Origin of the sequence: Paracoccus xiamenensis, assembly GCF_011308835.1 — a bacterium.
Taxonomy (GTDB): Bacteria; Pseudomonadota; Alphaproteobacteria; order Rhodobacterales; family Rhodobacteraceae; genus Paracoccus; species Paracoccus xiamenensis.
In genome coordinates, this window is sequence record NZ_JAAOHY010000019.1 from 1 (window position 1) to 1,560 (window position 1,560).

Here is a 1,560-nt window from a genome sequence, read left to right on the forward strand (position 1 = left end):
TGATGCTCCTTCAGAATGCCAATGATCTGCTCTTCGCTGAAACGGCTTCTCTTCATCGTCTGTCTCCTCAATTGGAGAACAGGCTAACCGTAAATCGAGGACACTTCAGGGGAGCAGGTCAGGATAGACTTGCAAAACCTCTCGGGCTTCACGGAATTGCAGGTTCGCGCCAGTTTGCAACTTATAAACGATGTCCAATTCGGCTCTGCACAATACGAGCACATACAACCGCTTTTGCGCCGCATTGACGCTCTGAAAGAGGAATTCTCGCGTGTTATCTCCGTTGGAGAGCTGGCTGATGATGAAGATCGGCTCGTAACCGTTTTTTCTCTGCGGGAGTGCAAGCAAGACGTGAAGAAAATCTTACCTATTCTTATCGCAAAGCATTTTTATGAGCAGCGTAGAAGCGTCGTAACAAGCCCACCTTCGACTACTCTCCATTTGATCGTCGATGAGGCGCACAACATACTTTCACAGCAATCAAGTCGCGAGGCGGAAAGCTGGAAAGATTATCGTTTAGAATTGTTCGAAGAGATCATCAAAGAAGGTCGAAAATTTGGTGTTTTCCTTACGATTGCCAGCCAAAGACCAGCAGACATTTCCCCGACTATTGTCTCGCAACTGCATAACTATTTCATTCATCGCCTTGTGAATGACAGAGATCTTGCGCTTTTGGAAAATACCATATCGACACTGGACAGCCTTTCTCGAGGGCAAATACCGACGCTTCCCCAAGGGGCGTGCGTTGTAACTGGAACCAGTTTTGACATTCCGATGCTCATGCAAGTTGACAAACTACCGAAAGAGCAAGAACCGGGCAGCAGTGATGTAAACCTCGTCGAACTGTGGGGCAGTGACGATGATTGACAATCAGACGCTCGCGTCAAGTCACTGACTGCCGCCTACTGCTAAATAGCTGCCGTTGCATCGACCCTATGCCAAAGGCAGCTTTGGGCCGAAATCTTCAGCCGATGACTGATGCGCTATCTTGATTAGCTATCCTCGACCTCACCTTCGCCCCATTGATCATCCATGAACGCCTTCATCTCGGCCGATGTAAGCGTTTGCTTGCCAACGCACGACGCAGCCTTTTCCTGCAAAGCTGCGATGCGCTGCGCCAGCGGTTCGATCTGATCTGCTTGCGCATTCTGAGGCGTCTGATCTTTTTTTCCCATGTCCCTGGTTCCGAGCTTGATGCCGGGACGGTAGCGCACGGCTTTCCTGGACAGTAACACAACCGAGAAGCTTCACGACAATTCTTCTCGCCTTACGTCAGCCCTGCTGTCGCAAAGGAAGAATAGTGGCCACTTGAGGAAGACTTCAGTGGCAATTCACACATACCGGGTGTGAAGTTTCACGAAGTCTTGCTTTGTTCTCCATGCGAATCATGAACGATATCAATATTTCTTGCCAGCATATTTTTCGGGAGTTGCCATGAATTGTCAACGGCGGCGTAAAACCCAGCCACTGGGCGGCGCAAAAGTCGGCCACCCTTGCGCGCGGCTGAGACCGCCGTGAGGGCGTAGCCCGAGCGGGGGTCTCAGCCGCGTGGTTCGATTT

At 50.7% G+C, this 1,560-nt stretch carries 2 protein-coding genes; one reads left to right on the plus strand and one right to left on the minus strand.

Annotation, left to right across the window (positions count from 1 at the left end; translation table 11 throughout):
• Positions 1–129 precede the first annotated feature (129 nt).
• Positions 130–867, plus strand: a complete 738-nt coding sequence (locus G7044_RS17830; protein ID WP_207630372.1) for an ATP-binding protein — start codon at positions 130–132, stop codon at positions 865–867.
• Between the two features lie 125 nt (positions 868–992).
• Here G7044_RS17830 and G7044_RS17835 read toward each other — a convergent pair whose 3' ends face one another.
• Entirely contained in the window at positions 993–1,214 is a 222-nt protein-coding gene (locus G7044_RS17835; RefSeq protein WP_166331350.1) for a hypothetical protein, read from the minus strand.
• Between the last annotated feature and the right edge of the window lie 346 nt (positions 1,215–1,560).